The organism is Paenibacillus sp. OK060, assembly GCF_900101205.1.
Lineage (GTDB): Bacteria > Bacillota > Bacilli > Paenibacillales > Paenibacillaceae > Paenibacillus > Paenibacillus marchantiae.
In genome coordinates, this window is record NZ_FNFR01000007.1 from 161,807 (window position 1) to 180,526 (window position 18,720).

17 protein-coding genes are annotated in these 18,720 nt (G+C 45.2%); 15 read left to right on the plus strand and 2 right to left on the minus strand.

Annotated elements, in window-relative coordinates; translation table 11 throughout:
• Positions 1 to 10 precede the first annotated feature (10 nt).
• The 7 genes from rpmI to BLS14_RS24385 all read left to right on the plus strand — a co-directional run bounded on the left by rpmI (position 11) and on the right by BLS14_RS24385 (position 6,771).
• Positions 11 to 211, plus strand: a complete 201-nt coding sequence (rpmI, locus tag BLS14_RS24355; protein ID WP_062320217.1) for a 50S ribosomal protein L35 — start codon at positions 11 to 13, stop codon at positions 209 to 211.
• A 78-nt stretch (positions 212 to 289) separates the two neighbouring features.
• Positions 290 to 649, plus strand: coding sequence for a 50S ribosomal protein L20 (rplT, locus tag BLS14_RS24360; protein ID WP_017689664.1), 360 nt, complete (start codon positions 290 to 292; stop codon positions 647 to 649).
• Between the two features lie 578 nt (positions 650 to 1,227).
• The gene (locus BLS14_RS24365) at positions 1,228 to 2,268 is read left to right on the plus strand and encodes a BMP family lipoprotein (protein ID WP_063564192.1); all 1,041 of its coding nucleotides are present in this window, start codon (positions 1,228 to 1,230) and stop codon (positions 2,266 to 2,268) included.
• Between the two features lie 340 nt (positions 2,269 to 2,608).
• Positions 2,609 to 4,147, plus strand: a complete 1,539-nt coding sequence (locus BLS14_RS24370) for an ABC transporter ATP-binding protein (protein WP_072734050.1) — start codon at positions 2,609 to 2,611, stop codon at positions 4,145 to 4,147.
• Complete coding sequence (locus BLS14_RS24375; protein ID WP_063564194.1) at positions 4,140 to 5,219, plus strand: ABC transporter permease; 1,080 nt, start codon at positions 4,140 to 4,142, stop codon at positions 5,217 to 5,219. Before BLS14_RS24370 ends, BLS14_RS24375 begins: the two co-directional genes overlap by 8 nt.
• Positions 5,220 to 6,182, plus strand: coding sequence for an ABC transporter permease (locus tag BLS14_RS24380; RefSeq protein ID WP_063564195.1), 963 nt, complete (start codon positions 5,220 to 5,222; stop codon positions 6,180 to 6,182).
• A gap of 208 nt (positions 6,183 to 6,390) precedes the next feature.
• Positions 6,391 to 6,771, plus strand: coding sequence for a hypothetical protein (locus BLS14_RS24385; RefSeq protein WP_063564196.1), 381 nt, complete (start codon positions 6,391 to 6,393; stop codon positions 6,769 to 6,771).
• A gap of 6 nt (positions 6,772 to 6,777) precedes the next feature.
• Here the strand turns inward: BLS14_RS24385 and BLS14_RS24390 are convergent, their stop codons facing one another.
• The gene (locus BLS14_RS24390) at positions 6,778 to 7,221 is read right to left on the minus strand and encodes a GNAT family N-acetyltransferase (protein WP_063564332.1); all 444 of its coding nucleotides are present in this window, start codon (positions 7,219 to 7,221) and stop codon (positions 6,778 to 6,780) included.
• A 600-nt stretch (positions 7,222 to 7,821) separates the two neighbouring features.
• On the opposite strand from BLS14_RS24390, the gene ilvB reads away from it, so the two are divergent.
• The 4 genes from ilvB (at position 7,822) to BLS14_RS24410 (ending at position 13,013) form a co-directional block, all read left to right on the plus strand.
• Complete coding sequence (gene ilvB, locus BLS14_RS24395; RefSeq protein WP_063564197.1) at positions 7,822 to 9,573, plus strand: biosynthetic-type acetolactate synthase large subunit; 1,752 nt, start codon at positions 7,822 to 7,824, stop codon at positions 9,571 to 9,573.
• The gene (gene ilvN / locus BLS14_RS24400; protein WP_024628317.1) at positions 9,570 to 10,052 is read left to right on the plus strand and encodes an acetolactate synthase small subunit; all 483 of its coding nucleotides are present in this window, start codon (positions 9,570 to 9,572) and stop codon (positions 10,050 to 10,052) included. Before ilvB ends, ilvN begins: the two co-directional genes overlap by 4 nt.
• Positions 10,053 to 10,355: 303 nt before the next feature.
• Positions 10,356 to 11,348: a ketol-acid reductoisomerase gene (gene ilvC / locus BLS14_RS24405; protein WP_053780427.1), complete on the plus strand. Its 993-nt coding sequence runs from the start codon at positions 10,356 to 10,358 to the stop codon at positions 11,346 to 11,348.
• Positions 11,349 to 11,471: 123 nt separating this feature from the next.
• Positions 11,472 to 13,013: a 2-isopropylmalate synthase gene (locus BLS14_RS24410; RefSeq protein WP_063564198.1), complete on the plus strand. Its 1,542-nt coding sequence runs from the start codon at positions 11,472 to 11,474 to the stop codon at positions 13,011 to 13,013.
• Between the two features lie 226 nt (positions 13,014 to 13,239).
• Here BLS14_RS24410 and BLS14_RS24415 read toward each other — a convergent pair whose 3' ends face one another.
• Entirely contained in the window at positions 13,240 to 14,220 is a 981-nt protein-coding gene (locus tag BLS14_RS24415) for an aldo/keto reductase (RefSeq protein ID WP_063564199.1), read from the minus strand.
• A 231-nt stretch (positions 14,221 to 14,451) separates the two neighbouring features.
• Here BLS14_RS24415 and leuB point away from each other — a divergent pair, with 231 nt between their 5' ends.
• The 4 genes from leuB to BLS14_RS24435 all read left to right on the plus strand — a co-directional run bounded on the left by leuB (position 14,452) and on the right by BLS14_RS24435 (position 18,671).
• Entirely contained in the window at positions 14,452 to 15,537 is a 1,086-nt protein-coding gene (gene leuB / locus BLS14_RS24420) for a 3-isopropylmalate dehydrogenase (RefSeq protein WP_024628321.1), read from the plus strand.
• 273 nt (positions 15,538 to 15,810) lie between these two features.
• Positions 15,811 to 16,350: a peroxiredoxin gene (locus tag BLS14_RS24425; RefSeq protein WP_024628322.1), complete on the plus strand. Its 540-nt coding sequence runs from the start codon at positions 15,811 to 15,813 to the stop codon at positions 16,348 to 16,350.
• A 357-nt stretch (positions 16,351 to 16,707) separates the two neighbouring features.
• Complete coding sequence (locus tag BLS14_RS24430; RefSeq protein ID WP_024628323.1) at positions 16,708 to 17,124, plus strand: hypothetical protein; 417 nt, start codon at positions 16,708 to 16,710, stop codon at positions 17,122 to 17,124.
• A gap of 443 nt (positions 17,125 to 17,567) precedes the next feature.
• Entirely contained in the window at positions 17,568 to 18,671 is a 1,104-nt protein-coding gene (locus tag BLS14_RS24435; protein ID WP_063564200.1) for an ATP-binding protein, read from the plus strand.
• Positions 18,672 to 18,720 lie beyond the last annotated feature (49 nt).

Below are 18,720 nucleotides of genomic sequence, written 5' to 3' on the forward strand. Positions count from 1 at the left end.
GAAACACAAAATGCCTAAAATGAAAACACACAGCAGTTTGAAAGGACGCTTCAAAATTACCGGTTCCGGTAAAGTCCTGCGTTACAAAGCTCACAAAAACCACTTGCTTTCCCACAAATCAAAACGTGCTAAGCGCGTTCTGAACGGCAACCCAGTAATGGCTGCCGGGGACGTAAGACGTTTGAAACAAGGTCTGGCTAACTTGAAATAGTAAATCCGTATGGGGGATCGGCTTAGGCCGTACACATACCACGGATACATTTAATATTTATTGGGAGGTTCTTTTAATATGGCAAGAGTAAAAGGCGGTTTTGTAGTACGTCGTCGTCATAAAAAGGTTTTGAAACTGGCAAGAGGTTATTTCGGTTCCAAACACCGTATTTTTAAAACAGCTAACGAGCAAGTAATGAAATCCCTGGTATACGCATACCGTGACCGTCGCAACACAAAACGTAACTTCCGCAGACTGTGGATCGTTCGTATCAATGCTGCAGCACGTATGAATGGTTTGTCTTACAACAAACTGATCCATGGATTGAAACTTGCTGGTGTAGACATGAACCGCAAAATGTTGGCTGATCTGGCCGTTAACGACATCAATGCGTTCAACTCTTTGGCTACTGTAGCTAAAGGCAAAATCAACGCTTAAAATTGTTTATGCAAGCCGCCGTACCTATGGCGGCTTTTTTTACGGCTTAAAGATTGATCTACTCCAAAGAGTCTGGTTATGCGCGACGAATATGCTGCAATCTGTAAGGGCACAATGAAAGCATATAACGGGTGAATAACAGGCTGTGATAATACATAAAATACGAACGGTGAAATAATGCAAACAAAAACAGGTGAATTCCACATCCTTCTAGGGAGTGTGATACGTTTTTGTTATATAACATCACATCGTTGTAACGTTAGTGTGTTAAATCGTTAAATTATTAAGCGCTTTCAATAAAAAAAGAGCAAAAATAAGTGAGATTTGGTGATGAAACATCTGGATTTTACCACGGGTTGAATGTATAATCACCTCTAGTAGGCTAGTCCTAAAATTTTCTCTTCAAGTCATAATGTTCGGTTTTTCGACAGGTGACACAATTGTTTAGTGGTAAGAATGCGCTTTTAATGTCGAAGAAACCATACATTCTGCATAAAAGCCATATTATCGATCTGTTGATCCGTTCCATTTTGGCCTGGACAGGAATTAGGTATATATCATTAAGGGGGAACAGAGAAATGAAAAAGATGCTCAGCTTGTCTTTGGTCATGTTGCTGGCAGTATCGGTTATGCTCGCAGGTTGCGGTAGCAAACCGAAAGAGGAAACAAATGCCGGAGGAACTACAGGTGGCGAAAACACTGAAGCTAAATCCGATTTGAAAATCGGTATGGTTACTGACGTAGGTGGAGTTAACGACAAATCGTTTAACCAATCCGCTTGGGAAGCTCTGCAAGCAACTGAAACTGAAACAGGTGTAGCTGTTAAATACCTGCAAAGTAAATCCGATGAAGAGTACATTCCAAACCTGAACGAGTTCGTTAAAGGTGGATATGATCTGACTTGGGGTATCGGTTTCCAATTGGCTGATGCGATCAAGACTGTAGCTGAACAAAATCCTGATTCCAAACTCGCGATCATCGACAGTGTTGTTGATGCTCCTAACGTTAAATCGGTAACATTTGCTGAAGAAGAAGGTTCTTACTTGGTAGGTGTTGTAGCTGGTCTGACAACTAAATCGAACAAAATTGGTTTTGTTGGCGGTATGGAAAGCCCACTGATCAAAAAGTTTGAAGTAGGTTTCAGAGAAGGCGTTAAAGCGGTTAATCCTAATGCTGAATTCATTTCCAACTACACAGGTGCATTTGATAAGCCTGACCTTGGTAAAGCAGCAGCAGCTACACTTTACAACAAAGGCGTAGATATCATTTTCCACGCTTCCGGTGCTACAGGTAATGGTGTGTTCAACGAAGCAATCGCTCGTAAGAAACAAGGTCAAGACGTTTGGGTTATCGGTGTAGATAAAGACCAATCCCTGGAGTTTGGTGATGAAGTAACACTGACTTCCATGATCAAAAAAGTTGACGAAGCTGTTAAGCGCGTAAACCAAGAAATCATCGATGGAACATTCAAAGGCGGAGCTGAGAACCTGACTTTGAAAGAAAACGGTGTAGGTATCGCTGATACTTCTACGAAAAATGTTTCTGCTGATACACTTGCAAAAGTGGACGAGTACAAAGAAAAAATCATCAACGGCGAAATCAAAGTTCCTACAGAGTAATCTGATTCTGCTGTGAAAATGAATAATCATCGAGGCCGGTCTTGACCGGCCTTATGATTGTCAGAGTAGGAAAATTTGCTCAGGTCATCATAACAATTGTACAAGCTATGTAGTATGTGCTTGGGCATTAGCCACGGCAAAAGAAAGAAGTCTTCGTATCAACGCTCCGGTAGGAGCTTTTCTTAAGATTATGGAATGCAGAAGTTTCGCTGAAACTGAAGGATTCGATAATCCCAAGAAAAAGTACCGCTGAAATGCGGTCATCTTCCTTGAATAAACGTCGTTAGACGTTTTTCTTACGTTTGCGGAACCACACTATATCAGGTATAAGGGTGATTACATGGGTGCAGCAACCCCCGTCGTTGAGTTGAAACAAATCACGAAGCGTTTCCCAGGCATTGTTGCCAACGACGCCATCAGCCTTCAGCTTCGTAAAGGCGAGATCCATGCTCTACTGGGCGAAAACGGCGCTGGTAAATCAACGTTGATGAATATTGTCTTTGGTCTCTATCAGCCGGATGAAGGTTCCATTGAAGTGAATGGCAAGCCTGTCATCATCGATAGCCCTAACAAAGCAATCGATCTTGGCATCGGCATGGTGCATCAGCACTTTAAGCTTGTACAGCCGTTCACGGTAACAGAGAACATTATTTTGGGATCTGAACCAAGGAAAGGTCTCAACATTAATTATAAAAAAGCTGCTGCTGAAGTGCAGCGTCTGTCTGAACAGTATGGACTCAAAGTGAATCCGCATGCCAAAATTCATGATATTTCTGTCGGAATGCAGCAACGTGTTGAAATTGTAAAAACGTTGTATCGTGGTGCAGACATTCTTATTTTTGACGAGCCTACTGCTGTATTAACACCTCAGGAAATCAAAGAACTGATGGTAATCATGAAAAAATTAGTGGCCGAAGGCAAGTCCATTATTCTGATTACACACAAACTGAAAGAAATCATGGAAATCTCCGATACGGTGACAATTATTCGCCGTGGTAAAGTGATTGATTCAGTTATAACATCAGAAACGAATCCAAATGAGTTGGCAGAAAAGATGGTTGGTCGCAATGTCACATTTAAAGTGGACAAAAAGCCGGCTACACCAGGAAACAATGTGCTTGAAGTTAGCAAATTGACCGCCAAAAACAAAGAAGGCATTTCGGTTCTGAACGAACTCAACCTGAATGTACGTGCAGGAGAGATTGTAGGAATCGCAGGTGTCGATGGTAATGGACAGAGCGAACTGATTGAGGCTCTTACCGGACTGCGTAAAGTAGATAGCGGTTCGATTCGCCTTGAGGGTAAAGAACTGTCTAATCATTCTCCGCGCCATATTTCGGAGTCGGGTGTAGCCCACATTCCGGAAGACCGGCACAAGCATGGACTTGTCCTTGATTTTTCTGTGAGTGAAAATATTGTTCTGGAATCGTATTATAAGTCTCCTTATACGCGTAAAGGATTCCTTAACTTCGATGCGATCAAGAAGCAAGCGAAGCGTCTTGTCGAGGCATTTGATGTGCGTACACCAAGCATTGAAACAAAGGCCCGCTCCTTATCGGGAGGGAACCAACAGAAAGCCATTATCGCACGTGAGGTTGATAAAAATCCTGAACTGCTTATTGCTGCCCAGCCAACTCGTGGTCTGGACGTAGGTGCTATTGAGTTTGTTCAAAAACAATTGATTGCACAACGTGATCAGGGCAAAGCGGTATTGCTGATCTCATTCGAGCTGGATGAAATTATCAACGTATCCGACCGAATTGCTGTCATCTATGAAGGACAGATCGTGGGCGAGGTGCTGCCGGAAGAAACCAATGACAGGGAGCTCGGCTTGATGATGGCGGGCAGCACCCAAAAGAGAGGTACTGTGCATGAATAACGTATTAAAATGGTTTACCCGTGATTCATTTATATTACCTATTGTAGCCATCATTATGGGTCTCATCCTGGGTGGTATTGTCATGCTGATCGGCGGATACAACCCGATTGAAGCGTACAGTGCATTGTTTACGAAGGTTTTCGGAGACATGTACAACTTTGGTGAAGCAGTCCGGGAAATGACACCACTGATTATGACAGGACTTGCATTTGCATTTGCGGCACGTGCAGGACTGTTTAATATCGGGGGCGAAGGACAATTTCTCGTCGGTATGACTGCGGCGACTTTTGTAGGCGTGAAGTTTGCAGGTCTGCCAATCTACATTCATGCTCCACTGGCTTTGATTGCTGGTGCAGTATTTGGTGGTCTGTGGGCAGCTATTGCCGGTTATCTGAAAGCAGCGCGTGGGGTTAACGAAGTTATCAGTAGTATCATGCTGAACTGGATTGGTCTGTATCTGGCCAACCTGATCGTGCGCCAATTCCTGCTGTTAAAAGGTGAAAATCGTTCGGTGGATATCAGTGATAGCGCATCGATTAGTCTGACATGGCTTTCTGAGCTGATGGGCAACTCCCGTGTTCACATGGGAACATTGATTGCTCTTGTCATGGCTGTACTCTTTTATATTTACATGTGGAAAACCAAACAAGGGTACGAGATTCGTGCCGTAGGATATAACCCGAATGCGGCAGAGTATGCGGGTATGCATGTCAATCGCAATATCGTTAAAGCTATGTTTATCAGTGGTATGCTTGCAGGTCTTGGCGGTGCATTCCAGGTACTCGGGGTGTTCCAATATCAGACCGTTATGTCGGGCTCGCCAGGTACAGGTTTTGACGGAATCGCGGTTGCACTGATTGGTTTGAATCATCCGTTTGGTGTGTTGCTGGGTGCTTTGTTATTCGGTACGCTCACTTATGGATCTGCGGGAATGAGCTTTGCTGCGGATGTACCGCCCGAGATTATTCGGATTGTTATCGGTTCGATTATCTTCTTCATTGCGGCACAAGGCATCGTGCGCTGGGTACTTAAACCGTTCTATTCCAAGCGCAAGAAAGAGAAGGTGTTGTAGATGGACTTGTTGACAATTGGGCAAATTATCAATACGACGCTTGTCTTTGCCACGGCATTGATTTTTGCATCCCTGGGCGGGATTTTCTCGGAAAAATCCGGTGTGACCAACCTTGGACTTGAAGGTTTCATGGTATTTGGTGCGTTTGCTGCAGGGATTGCTGCGCATTATGCACAAGAAGCTGGCATGGGAGGAACGACGTCTGCCTGGATGGGGATTTTGTTCGCGGTTGTGTTGGGTGTAGTGGTTTCACTGATCCACGCGGTTGCCTCCATTACGTTTAAGGCTGACCAAATTATCAGCGGTATCGTCATTAACTTTCTGGCAGCAGGAAGCACACTTTATCTGGTAAAGCTGCTGTTTGAAGGATCAGGCGATTCACCATTGGTACAAGGATTCAGCAAGTTTGATGTGCCACTGTTAAAGGATATTCCTTTGCTTGGGGAAGCTTTCTTCAAGAATGTGTACCCGACAACATATCTGGCTATTCTGTTCGTCTTCCTGACGTATTACATTATGTACAAAACTCCATTCGGTCTTCGTCTTCGCTCGGTTGGTGAACATCCAAGTGCTGCGGATACCGTGGGTGTTAAAGTGCGTCGTTATCGTTATGTTGCGGTAATGATCAGTGGTGCGCTGGCTGCTATTGGTGGAGCTGCAATCACGCTGACTACGACAGGCACATTCTCTCATAATACCGTTTCCGGCCAAGGTTACATTGCGATTGCAGCGATGATCTTTGGTAAGTGGAATCCGATTGGTGCCTTTGGGGCGGCTGTGTTCTTTGGTTTCTCGCAAGCTATCCGGAACTATGTACAGTTGTTCGAATGGTCTCAAAGTATTCCCCAGGAAATTATTTATATGCTTCCTTACTTGCTCACCATCATCGTGCTCGTTGCGGCTGTTGGACGCTCTTCTGCTCCGTCTGCACTCGGGGAACCGTATGATCCGGGGAAAAGGTAACAACCGAAATTATGTTTCCCACATAATGCTTTACTAGAAAAGGTTCGCCTCGTGCGAACCTTTTTTTTGTTTCACAAAGAACAGGTCATCAGCTTTCTTAACTGTTATAGAGAAAGACACCCATATTTTCATTTAGGGACAAAGAAACAGGCGAAGCCGGCCCTGGACGAATACACTGTTTTGAACGATCCGAGGAGGAGGGGATAGTATGAAACAACATGTTACGCGTGATGAAGCGATGAAATTAATAGGCAAAAATATTGTCGCGATCAAAAAAGACGGTACTCGGGTGACCGGAAGACTGTTGAAAGTATCGGGCAATAAATTAGTGCTGAAACGTGCAGTTGGCAAAAAAGTACACACCAAAGCTATTTTGCCATTGGTATTATTTGATTTACTCGCTGTCGCAACGCTGCCTTATGCTTACGGCTCTGGCCCTGGATTCGGTTATGGTCCAGGTGGTGGACCAGGATTTGGCCCGGGACCAAAACCAGGCCCAGGGTATGGACCTGGTTTTGGTGGTGGATATGGACCAGGGCCAGGACCGGGATATGGACCCTATGGACCACGGCCACCAGGCTTTTTCTAGACCGATTTATAATGTTTTTTCCAACTCGTAACAGCGGCTTAACATAATGTATCGAATGGTGATATATCCATTTTTCTGGTAAAATCGAAGACCTTTTGTGTTGCCTTCGTCAACCATCACTTTGGATCTTTTGCAACCACGAGATGCTGCAAAATTCTCGGCTTTGAGCAGCAAGGTCTGACCGTATTTCTTTCGCTGTTCTTTTGTAGCAACAGCCATCATATCCACATACAGCAGTTCGCCGTGCATGAGAAAATGGATGAATGCGACAGCTTCGTTGTCAGGATTCGATGAGACAACAAAGGTCATGCCCCTGTTCATTCGCAGGGGTATTTCTTTGCGTATTTTATTAATTTCAATTTCACTCATATGAGATAGAGGAACAAGTTGAGAGTCAATCAGCCTCATTATGGCGGCATCATCCAGCTTGGATTTACGTTGCCGAATCACCATCGGAAGCCTCCTTTCAGGACCAGTCGTGCTGCTCGTATATCCTATGCCTGAGGCAAGTTGAAAGGTGACTGAATGAAGCATTGGGATTGGGGTAACGTTAAAGATGGAGAATGAAGGATTAGGGACGTTCTGAATTTTTATACAAAAGGGGTATTGACTTATCGGTTAGAGGAATCATATAATGTTCCTAACATTTAACGAGAATATTTCATCGGCTATGAAGAGGACGAAGTTTTAAGGGCTCTTTTGCTCAGAGAGTGGCTGGAATTGCTGAAACCACCACCATTACCCCTTATATACGAGCTCACCTCGGAGCTGTTTTCCTGAAAAGCATTGGATGTCACTCCATTGGGTATTAGGGAAAATCGTATGTCTGCGTTACAGACAACAGGTATGGAGAACGGGTATATCCGTTTGATCTATCGTTTTTTGTACCTGGTAAGGTCCGTTATTGCGAAATTTCGGACAAAGTTGGGTGGTACCACGGAAGCAACAACCTTTCGTCCCTCGCAAGCATAAACTTGTTTGCAGGGATGGAAGGTTTTTTTTGTAACTTTAAATGTCAGAATGATGTAAATTCCGAGAGGAGGATGACTGATGGGAGCTCAAATTCCAGAAGTACGATCGACAGATGAATTACGTGAAAAATGGATGAAGCCGGAGGTCATTAGCGGTTCCGAAATTCTGCTGAGAAGCTTGTTGCTGGAAGGTGTAGAGTGTGTTTTTGGTTACCCGGGCGGCGCAGTGTTGTACATTTACGATGCGATGTATGGTTTCGAGGATTTCAAGCACGTGTTAACCCGTCACGAACAAGGCGCCATTCATGCAGCTGACGGATATGCACGGGCGAGCGGAAAAGTGGGTGTCTGTATCGCTACCTCCGGACCTGGAGCAACGAATCTAGTTACGGGTATTGCAACAGCGTATATGGATTCCGTACCACTCGTAGTCATTACGGGGAATGTAATTTCCAGCCTGATCGGCTCAGATGCTTTCCAGGAAGCGGACATCACCGGAATCACAATGCCAATCACCAAACATAGTTACCTGGTAAAAGACGTAGAAGATCTGCCACGTGTCATTCATGAGGCATTCCATATTGCGAATACAGGTCGTAAAGGTCCCGTATTGATCGACATTCCGAAGGATGTATCGGCAAACAAAACGTTGTTTGAACCGGTGACTGAACCTGTTACATTGAGAGGTTACAACCCACGGACAGTACCGAACAAACTTCAGGTTGATCGTCTGGCTCAGGCGATTCAGGAAGCAGAACGTCCGATGATTCTGGCAGGCGGCGGTGTAGTTTACTCCGGTGGACACGAAGCACTGTTCGAATTTGTGGAGAAGACAGGCATTCCAATCACGACAACACTTCTCGGACTTGGAGCATTCCCGAGTGGTCACGAATTGTGGACCGGGATGCCGGGTATGCACGGAACATACACTTCCAATCAGGCGATTCAAAAATCGGATTTGCTCATCAACATCGGCGCACGCTTCGATGACAGGGTAACAGGCAAGCTGGACGGATTCGCTCCACATGCCAAAATTGTGCACATTGATATTGATCCGGCTGAAATCGGCAAAAACATTGCAACCGACATTCCAATCGTTGGTGATGTGAAAACGGTTCTCGAAATAGCGAACAAAGAGGTTCAACGTGCTGAACGTGCGGATGCTTGGAGAGATCAGATCAAACAATGGAAACAAGAGAAACCTTACAGCTACACAGATTCAGATGAAGTATTAAAACCGCAATGGGTTGTGGAAATGCTCAATGATACAACCAAAGGTGAAGCAATCGTGACTACGGACGTTGGACAGCATCAAATGTGGGCAGCCCAATATTACAAATTCAACCAACCGCGTTCATGGGTAACCTCTGGTGGACTAGGAACGATGGGTTTTGGATTCCCTTCTGCAATTGGCGCTCAAATGGCCAATCCAGACAGACTCGTAATTTCCATCAATGGTGACGGCGGCATGCAGATGTGTTCTCAAGAACTCGCGATTTGTGCCATTAACAACATCCCGGTGAAAATTGTTATTATCAACAATCAGGTCCTTGGAATGGTACGTCAGTGGCAAGAGATCATCTATGAGAACCGTTACAGTCATATCGATCTGGCAGGTAGCCCTGATTTTGTAAAACTTGCTGAAGCTTATGGCGTAAAAGGATTGCGTGCAACCAACAAGGAAGAAGCCGAGCGTGCTTGGCAAGAAGCCCTGGATACACCAGGACCGGTCGTTGTTGAATTCGTAGTACGCAAGGAAGAAAATGTATATCCAATGGTTCCGCAAGGAGCGACAATCGATCAAATGCTGATGGGGGATGCTGAGGAATGATAAGACATACGATTTCGATTTTGGTCAACGATCAGCCTGGCGTCCTGCAGCGGGTATCAGGGTTGTTCGGTCGACGGGGATTCAACATTGAGAGCATCACGGTAGGTCAATCCGAGGAACCGGGTTTGTCCCGGATGGTCATTGTGACGATCGGTGATGACAAAACGTTGGAACAGATTGAAAAGCAACTCTACAAAATCATCGATGTCATCAAAGTGGTTGATTTCAGTCTGAAACCGATGGTTGCCCGTGAACTTGCATTGATCAAGGTAAAGGCAGAGCCATCTGAACGACCAGAAATTCTGGGTGTGGTGGAGACATTCCGCGCATCTGTTGTAGATGTTGGTCCAGGCAGCCTGATTGTACAGGTGGTCGGGGATACAGATAAAATTGATGCGATGATTGAACTGCTTAAGCCATACGGCATTCGCGAACTCTCACGTACAGGCATAACTGCATTGGTACGAGGCAACGTTTAAGCAATTATATTGAGAAAAAAAGCATGGTCTGATGCTTATCGACGGAACGACAATGATGTGTTAGCAGCATTAAGCTGAGAAATACCGTTCATCTTAGATGAGGTGCCAGTCCCGTACAAGTTGCAATTTAACATTTTAGTGATGTAACGCTTGACTATATAGCCACACACCCGCATTAATGGGCGGGTGTCTGAACGGATCGGATCAGACCAGAGACGCTAAAGCAGGAAAAGCGTGCCGGTCCCTTGAGACACCCGCTCATTAATGAAGGGTTCTTTACAATACAAAGGAGGACTTATAAACATGCCAGTAACTACTTATTATGAACAGGATGCAGAGCTTAACGTATTGAAAGGAAAAACGATTGCGGTCATCGGTTACGGTAGCCAGGGCCATGCCCAAGCTCAAAACCTGCGTGACAGTGGATTGAACGTAGTCATCGGACTTCGTGAAGGTAAATCTTTTGACACTGCAAAAAATGACGGATTTGAAGTTCTGTCCCCGGCTGAAGCTACTAGCCGTGCAGACGTAGTTCAAATTTTGCTGCCTGACGAAACACAAGCTTCTGTATACAAAAACGAAATCGAACCAAACCTGAAAAAAGGCGCTGCATTGCTCTTCTCCCACGGTTTCAATGTTCATTTCGGTCAAATCGTTGCTCCAAAAGACAGCGATGTATTGCTGGTAGCTCCTAAGTCCCCTGGTCACATGGTACGTCGTACCTACGTGGAAGGATTCGGTGTACCGGGCCTGATCGCAATTGAGCAAGATGCAACAGGTAAAGCAAAAGATATCGGTTTGGCTTATGCGAAAGGTATCGGTTGCACGCGTGCAGGGGTTATCGAAACTTCCTTCCGTGAAGAAACAGAAACAGACCTGTTCGGTGAGCAAGCTGTTCTGTGTGGCGGTGTAAGCGCCCTGGTAAAAGCTGGATTTGAAACATTGACAGAAGCGGGTTACGCTCCTGAAATGGCATACTTCGAGTGTCTGCACGAATTGAAATTGATCGTTGACCTTATGTATGAAGGTGGACTTGCAAGCATGCGTGATTCCATCAGTAACACAGCTGAGTACGGTGACTATGTAACTGGACCTCGCGTAGTAACTGAAGATACGAAGAAAGCAATGAAAGAAGTTCTGACAGATATCCAACAAGGTAAATTTGCACGTGACTTCATCCTGGAAAACCAATCCGGTCGTGCATTCCTGACAGCAACTCGTCGCAATGAAGCTGAACACCCAATCGAAGTGGTTGGCGGACAATTGCGTGAGATGATGCACTGGATCAAGAAGTAAGCATTCGTTTTAAGGTAATCTAGTAAACTTACAGCTTCAACCGGGAATAGCGGCCGTGCATATGCGTGTGCCGCTATTACTGGTTTAGAGGAACATAAAATACAAGTCTAGGAGGTGCGAGGCGTGCGTAAAATCTATGTATTTGACACAACGCTGCGTGATGGAGAACAATCCCCGGGGGTCAATCTGAATACTCGTGAAAAGGTGGAAATTGCGCACCAGCTCGAGCGGCTTGGTATTGACCGGATGGAAGCCGGTTTCCCCGCGGCCTCTCCAGGCGATTTGGCGGCAGTTAATGCAGTAGCCAAAGCGGTCAAAAACGTTACCGTCATTGGCTTGTCCCGCTCCAGAGAGCAGGATATCGATGCGGTGAAAGAGGCATTGAAGGGCGCTCAAGACCCGTGTATCCATATCTTTTTGGCAACTTCACCTATTCACCGTCAGCATAAATTGCGGATGGACAGAGCTCAGGTTCTCGATACAGCTCGTTCCGCAATTCGTTATGCGAAGAAAACTTTTTCGAAGCTTGAATTCTCGTTGGAGGACGCAGGTCGTACCGAGTATGATTTCCTCGTTGAGATGGTAAATATGGCAGTGGAAGAAGGGGCAGCTGTTGTAAATATCCCGGATACGGTGGGCTATCTGAGCCCATATGAGTACGGTAATATTTTCAAACATCTTAAGGAAAACGTACACAACATTGATAAGGTGCAGCTGAGTGCACACTGTCATAACGACCTGGGGATGGCAACTGCCAACACACTTGCAGCCATTCTGAATGGAGCCGATCAAATTGAGGGCACCATTAACGGCATTGGTGAACGTGCAGGTAATACCGCGATTGAAGAGATTGCTATGGCACTGGAGACACGTCAGGAATTTTTCCAGGCGAGAACTTCGCTGCAACTTTCTGAAATTGCTCGGACCAGCCGCCTCGTGAGTCGTTTGACGGGTATGGTTGTGCCTGGAAATAAAGCGATTGTTGGTGCGAATGCGTTTGCACACGAATCCGGAATTCACCAAGATGGCATGCTGAAAGAGAAAACAACATACGAAATTATGACGCCAGAGACCATCGGTCTGAAGGAAAGTAAGCTTGTACTGGGTAAACACTCGGGACGTCATGCCTTCCGTGAGCGCTTGATTGAGTTGGGTTATGAACTGGAAGATGAAGCATTGAACCGTGCTTTTGCCCAATTCAAAGATCTGGCTGATAAGAAAAAAGAAGTGACAGATGAGGATTTGCTGGCGGTCATCGAAGAGAAATTGCAGGATGCACCTGAGGTGTTTAAACTGGAATCCATCTTTGTGACGTATGGTGATGAATCTACTCCAACGGCTAAAGTTCGTATTGCTACACTTGATGGTGATACGGTGGAACAACAAGCAGAAGGAAATGGTTCGGTAGATGCCATCTATAATGCAATTGATCAAGTGAGCGGGGAAGAGGTAACTTTATCCGACTACTCGATCAAATCGGTTACACATGGTAAGGACGCATTGGGTGAGGTACACGTCGTACTTACTCAAAACCAAATATCTGTACAAGGACGTGGCGTAAGCACCGATATTCTGGGTGCCAGTGCACGTGCTTATGTCGATGGATTGAACAAGTTGATCGAAAAACGCAAGACTTACACGAATCGCGTTAATGTGAACCTTTAACACATCATTTGCAGCAAGCAAAGCTCTTCATTGGACTGGAATTCGTCTGGCTGGAGAAGCTGAGATGGAGTCCCCAGCCCTAAGTATTGTAGTTCAGTGAGGTACATAAAAAGTCTGACCCTCAACATTTGAAGGTCAGACTTTTTTGTTGTTACGTATAGGATAATTGCATTATTATTTAGAGCATTTTTATTGAAAAGACGTACTCAGTTAAGCTGATAAGCTTTTACCAAGCATAAGCGTTTGGAGCTTGTCCTCCCGGACCTGGGAAGATTTCATCCAAACGTTTGAGGACCGCTTCTTCCAAAGGTACATCCAAACATTTAAGCGCAGTTTCAAACTGCTCCAGCGTACGAGGCCCAATAATGGGTGCGGTAACTGCTGGATTGGCGGCAACCCAAGCCAAAGCTATGGTATCCTGTGGTTCGCCGAGTTCGCGGCAAAGTGCTGCGAATTGTTCCAACTGAGTTTGATGGGATTCAATCCGTTCAGCAATGCCTCCACTGCGTGTACCTTCCAGCTTCTGGAGGGCATTGCGTCCAAGTAAACCACCATCAAGCGGACTCCATGGAATAACGCCAAGGCCCAGTTCTTTCGCTGCGGGCAGCACTTCGAGCTCAGGCAAACGGCAGTTAAGACTGTATTTATGCTGCTCGGATACAAGACCGAGGAAATGGCGATTTTTGGCCTCGCTTTGGGCAACGGCAATCTGCCAACCAGCAAAGTTACTTGAACCTACATAACCAATTTTGCCTTGATGAACAGCGTTCTCAAATGCGCCCCAAAGCTCGTCCCACGAGATGGCGGGATCAACATGGTGCATCTGGTACAATTCAACATGATCGGTTTGCAGGCGGCGGAGGGAACCTTCCAGATGCCGTCTGATTTTGTAAGCGGAGAGACCTGCATCGTTGTTTGGACCGTCTGTATCGTCGTGCATAGAGCCATAGACTTTGGTCGCAAGTACAACTTTTTCACGTCTGCCGCCGCCCTGTTTAAACCAGCGTCCAATGATCTCCTCGGTGAGACCTGAATTTTCGCCCCAGCCGTAAATGTTAGCGGTATCAAAAAAGTTCACACCAGCATCGAGTGCCGCATCCATGATACGGAATGCCTCTTTTTCGTCTGTAGCAGGACCAAAGTTCATCGTGCCGAGACAGATCCGGCTGACTTTAAGACCTGATTTTCCCAAGTACGTGTATTGCATGATTGCAATCCCTCCTGAGTTACCTGAATTTGTCTTCAGGCTTTATTTTAACTCAGTCAGAGGTACAGAACAACCAATCTTAAACCACTTATAGGTAAAAACTATTAAAGTCATAGATTGTATATCTTGGTCAAATGACCTCTGAATATGATACAAAGGAGAGAGTTAAAAATGACACGTTAATTATTGAAGTGAATAACCGAATGAATGGATATAAGGAGTGGACAACCCATGGCAGACGTGAAAAAAATTGCAGTTATCGCAGGTGACGGAATTGGTCCTGAAGTTGTAGCAGAGGCAGAGAAAGTTCTCAAACGTACGGAGGAAGTGTTCGGATACCGTTTTGAGACAGAGCATGCGTTGTTTGGTGGAATCGCTATTGATGAGAAAGGTACGCCGCTTCCTGAAGAAACACTGACAGTATGTAAGAGTGCAGATGCTGTGCTGCTCGGAGCCGTTGGTGGCCCAAAATGGGACAACAACAGCAAGGAATTGCGTCCGGAAACAGGCTTGCTCGGCATTCGCAAAGCGCTCGGATTGTTCTCAAATCTGCGTCCGGCAGTGGTATTTGATTGCTTGAAGGATGCTTCCACCTTGAAACCGGAAGTGCTGGAAGGTACGGATCTGATGGTCGTGCGTGAGTTGACCGGGGGAATCTACTTTGGTGAAAAGTTCAGACGTGAAGGTGCACAAGGCGAAGAAGCAGTGGATACATGCGTATATAATGTAACTGAAGTGGAGCGCATCGTTCGTCAGGCTTTTGTAATTGCCCAAGGACGTAGCAAAAGATTGGCTTCGGTAGATAAAGCTAACGTGCTGGAAACTTCCCGTCTTTGGAGAGAAGTCGTTAACCGTGTAGCACCGGAATATCCGGATGTTGAAGTGGAACATGTGCTTGTAGACAACTGTGCAATGCAGTTGCTGCGTCGTCCATCCAGCTTTGACGTTATTGTGACTGAAAATATGTTCGGAGATATCCTTAGTGATGAAGCAGCGATGCTGACAGGTTCGATCGGCATGCTGGCATCTGCATCGCTGGGTGAAGGCAGCTTTGGTCTGTATGAGCCAGTACACGGTTCAGCACCGGATATCGCAGGTCAAGGACTGGCGAACCCGATCGCAACGATCCTTTCGCTGGCATTGATGTTCCGTACAACCTTTGGTTATGCAGAAGGTGCTGATGCAATTGAAGCAGCTGTGTCTGATGTGCTGAATGCGGGACATCGTACAAGCGATATCGCTGTAGACAAGAGCAAAGCGATCAGCACGACGGAAATGGGCGATCTGATCGTCGCGGCAATTCAGAAACAGGCTTAATAATAGTACGAACAGTACAGCCCTTTGCTCCGATCCGGAATTGCAGAGGGCTGTATCTTTATGATTTTTGCCACGAAAAATCCTTATTTATAATTATTATAATAAAACAACGATTATAATCTTGACTTTGAGAAGTCCGGATGATAACATTTTACTTGTACTTGTTATCAAGTAACAAACCCATTTTAATTACAGGAAAAGCGTTCTCGTTTTTCTTGATGATGAGCATTCAACTTGAGTGCTTACATAATCCCAAAGGAGGAATTGTTAGTTATGGCAGAACGTTTGGTTGGTAGACCCGCACCGGATTTTGCAATGGAAACAGTATCGGGAGATGGACAAGACTTTGGTTCCGTAAAACTGTCCGATTATCGTGGCAAATGGCTCGTATTTTTCTTTTATCCTTTGGATTTCACTTTTGTGTGCCCAACTGAAATTACAGCTTTGAGTGATGCTGCTGAGCAATTCAAAGCTTTGGATACTGAAGTTCTTGGCGTGAGCGTTGACTCCGTACACAGCCACAAAGCTTGGATCAACACACCTAAAGACAGCAATGGTCTTGGTCAATTGAACTTCCCACTTGCTTCCGACATCACGAAACAAGTTGCTAAAGATTATGGCATTCTGATCGAAGAAGAAGGCGTTGCACTGCGCGGCTTGTTCATCATCGATCCAGAAGGCGAATTGAAATACCAAGTCGTTAACCACAATGATGTAGGCCGTAGTGTTGAAGAAACACTTCGTGTACTGCAAGCTCTGCAATCCGGTGGATTGTGTGCAATGAACTGGAAACCAGGCGACAACAACCTGTAAGCCTGATTGAACTTGAACGTTTATTGTTCAAGCCCTCATCCCTCATGGGATTGAGGGCTTTTTGCACCCTTTTGCGAGAATATAAAGCCTAAAGGAAGAAAAGTGTTTAAACAGGGACGTAAACGTGGTAATGATGTAATAGAAGAAAGCCTTCATTTTATCTCTGGAAAGAGGAATCGAAGGGCCTTAAGGCGAATAGGGTATGGAAACCCGGTAAATATTCCGGTGCTCTGCATTTATAATTTGTACATGAATGTGATACACTGATGGAACTATTCCTTTTTCGGAAGTGCTTGAAGTGTACGGGACTGCTATCCATTAAAAAGTCTCGGCACGTTATAAGGAGGGTGAACAAAAATGAGTTACTGTTGTGGGGCAAGTATGGTGGGAACAAAGGGCACGCTGAAGCATTACCGCACCCAGGTTCATAATGTTCCCCTGCTGTTTTGTCCGGTGTGTCACCGGGTAGAAGTGCATTATAAAGTGGAAAATGAATATGAAATTTTGGCTGAATATGCGCATGGAGATGGTGCGTCGGAGATTGATTTTCAAGATTACGTGACGGAAGACGAAGATGCGATTTTTGAAAATTGCGTGAATCGTGAAAGCGAGGATGCTATGGTCATTGTGCAGCGTCAGATCGACATGTCTCTGGATCTACTTCGTCTTGCCAAGGAAATGAAGGATGAGAAGTGGGAAAGTGAACTAAAGCGTCGCTTAGCCGTCATGAGTCAGCGCAGACTCAAAATTCAGCATAACAAGAGTGGACTATAGATTGAATTTAATTATTTAAAATTTAAACTATACAAACGGAGCTTATTCGCTAATCGAGCGAATAAGCTTCGTTTTTGTTGTATATAGAAACTAATTCACGGTTTTTCTTAAAATAATTTCCATTCGACACTTTCTCCGATTGACTCCCTTCTATAAACTTGTCTATGATAAAAACAGACTTGCAAAAGAGGCGGAGCAAAAAATGTTCGTGTTTGGGAATAGGAGAAGGTTAGAATGGAACAGACGTATAATGTTTTCCGGATCGACTCTTGGTTACCCGGAATAGACCAGCTTGGGTTCCGGACATGCCATCCATATTTTCGGCTCAGCCCCCTAATGAAAGGGCACCGGTAATGAAAAATAAAATCGGCCCTTCCTGTTTCTGTGATGATATGATGTCCGAATGGCAAGTTTATCATTTACGTGAAAAGGAGGAACCTGACATGATTAGTGAATTTCAGGATACAGTGCCTCGACCAACGAATGGATTCCCGCCTGTACATCTGGATAACAACAAGTATGAGAATGTCCTGGAACATCTGGATAGCGGTATAATGTTGTTTGACAGTAACGGTGTATTGACGTTTATTAACGTTCAAATGGCAAAATTGTTGGAGCTTCCTAGGAGTCTATTGAGCGGCTGCACCCTGATGCAAATGCTGCATCATCCACAGATGAGCCGATTCAAGAAAAAGAAAATTTTACGCATCTATCGGGAAACTATCTTTCATCGTAAGCGCTATCATGAATTGATTGACGAGTATGGCAGGCATTGGCTGGTTACAGTAACGTACGGGGATCAGATGGATGGGGACTTCCTCTTCAGTGTGAAGGATGTTTCCGATTATAAACAGATTGAGCAGACCGCTTATCAGAATGACAAACTTGCAATGTTGGGGCGGATTTCGGCATCGATTGCCCATGAGATTCGCAATCCTTTGACGGCTATCCGCGGATTTATCCAGTTGCTTCGTCCTCATTTGTTGCAATTGGGGAAAGACGAGTACGCTCGAATCATTCTAACGGAGATTGACAGGGCGAACGACATTATCTACGAATTTCTGAATTCCTCGAAACCGTCAGCTCCTCAGAAGACCATTATTTCTGTTAACTCTTTGCTCAAAGAGGTGGTCTTGCTGACAGAAAGCGAAGGATTGATGAAGGGGTGCGAGATCACCCTGGATGAAGCAGAAGTGCCGTTAAATGTGTCCATTGATGTCAAACAGATTAAGCAGGTAATTTTGAATATGGTTAAAAACGCAATGGATGCCATCGAGGATGTGGGCGAAGAGCATACTGGCTTGATTCAGATCTCTACGGGAACCGAGAACAAGTATGTGCAGATCTCCATTGCTGATAATGGACAGGGGATGGACCACAACACCCTTGTGCGCCTATTTGACCCGTTTTTCACCACCAAGGAGAGCGGAACAGGGCTGGGACTTTCCGTGAGTTACCGCATTATCAAAAATCACGGAGGCAATATTTCTGTGGATAGCAAAAAAGGGGAAGGCACCCGGTTCATCATTATGCTTCCCTTGGTGTAGAGGCAAGAGTTATGAAAACAGGAATTGGCCTACCCGCCGATTCCTGTTG